The sequence below is a fragment of the Candidatus Magnetobacterium casense genome (assembly GCF_019173545.1).
Lineage (GTDB): Bacteria > Nitrospirota > Thermodesulfovibrionia > Thermodesulfovibrionales > Magnetobacteriaceae > Magnetobacterium > Magnetobacterium cryptolimnobacter.
Genome location: NZ_JABXWD010000718.1, coordinates 1 through 1240 on the forward strand (window position 1 = coordinate 1; position 1240 = coordinate 1240).

General features: G+C 53.4%; 2 protein-coding genes. One reads left to right on the top strand and one right to left on the bottom strand.

Features of this window, described 5'->3' with window-relative positions; genetic code table 11:
- Positions 1 to 645 (bottom strand): radical SAM protein (locus HWQ67_RS19030; RefSeq protein ID WP_218254269.1); only part of this gene is annotated, 645 nt, incomplete at its 3' end.
- A 206-nt stretch (positions 646 to 851) separates the two neighbouring features.
- Here HWQ67_RS19030 and HWQ67_RS19035 point away from each other — a divergent pair.
- Positions 852 to 1240 (top strand): SGNH/GDSL hydrolase family protein (locus tag HWQ67_RS19035; protein ID WP_218254270.1); only part of this gene is annotated, 389 nt, incomplete at its 3' end.

Sequence of the window (1240 nt, forward strand, 5' to 3'; positions counted from 1 at the left end):
CCACAGCGACTGGCAGGGGAATCTTTCTGGCGTGTAGTGCTTCATGGCAACGCCCTTCTCCCCATCCCAGACGTTTGATATGCTCACTGATTCCACCTTTGGCAACCAGACATCCACCAGCCTATCAATTTCGGCTTTGTTCTCTGGCATACGCACCCCGTTGATGCACACGCTGGGGGTCTTGCCCCGCATAGACAAAAACGTGTTGATGTTCTTCACCACCCGGTCATAGTTCGCCCCTACCCTGATCTTTTCAAAGGTCTCTTTGGTCACAGCATCCACAGAGATACAGAGTGCATCCAACCCCGCCTCGATCAGTTCCGCACTGGCCCATTCGGTCAACAGAACGGCATTGGTTGAGAAGCCCGTAGAAAAGCCCTTGCTTTTGGCTATCCTGACCATTTCATAAATGGCCTTGGACAGTAGCGGTTCTCCCTGGAACTGAGGCCCGATATGCAGGGGCGTGTCCAGTTCTGCCAACTGTTCTATGATGTCCCTGTACCTGCCTATGTCGAAGTAGGCCGGGTACTTGCGGTTGATCTCAGGGTCGGCATTGGCCTTATGGGTAGGACACATGATGCACCGGAGATTGCACAGCCGCGTGGCTTCCAGCGAGACGTTCTGAAGGGCAAAAGGTGTTGTCACAGTAGCACCTGCTGGTCAGTATTCTGGGTAACTTTCTTCTTCCCGCAATGGCATTTCCCAAGCTGCACCCTCACTTGATCGGTGTCCATTGCCTCAATAGTTAGGCCATCCTCGATGAATTGAGCCATAGGCTACTGGAAAGCCATAGAAATTCATCGGTCTTGATCCATATGGTCAACAAGGGCGTACCCGGTGAAACAACGCGCATGGGGCTAGAGCGTTTCCCAAGGGATGTCCAGTCATTAGGCGCAGATGTCGTGGTGATCCAGTATGGCCTGAATGACTGTAACTGCTGGCTGACTGACGGGGGTTTGCCACGGGTATCAAGAGAAGCGTTTGAAGCCAACCTGATCGAGATGGTCAAACGAGCACAGAGGTTCGGGGCCAAGAGGGTGATCTTGCCCAACAACTACCCTACCCTGCGGTACAAAGTCATGCTGAGTGGTGAACGGTTTGAGGATGCCAATAGCCGCTATTCTGAGATCATCGCCAACATCGCCAAAGGGAACGCTGGCGTGGAGTTCTGCGACATCAGGGCGGTATTCGGGGCATATGAAGGGCCATTGGATGACCTACTTATGCCGTGGCCGGATCA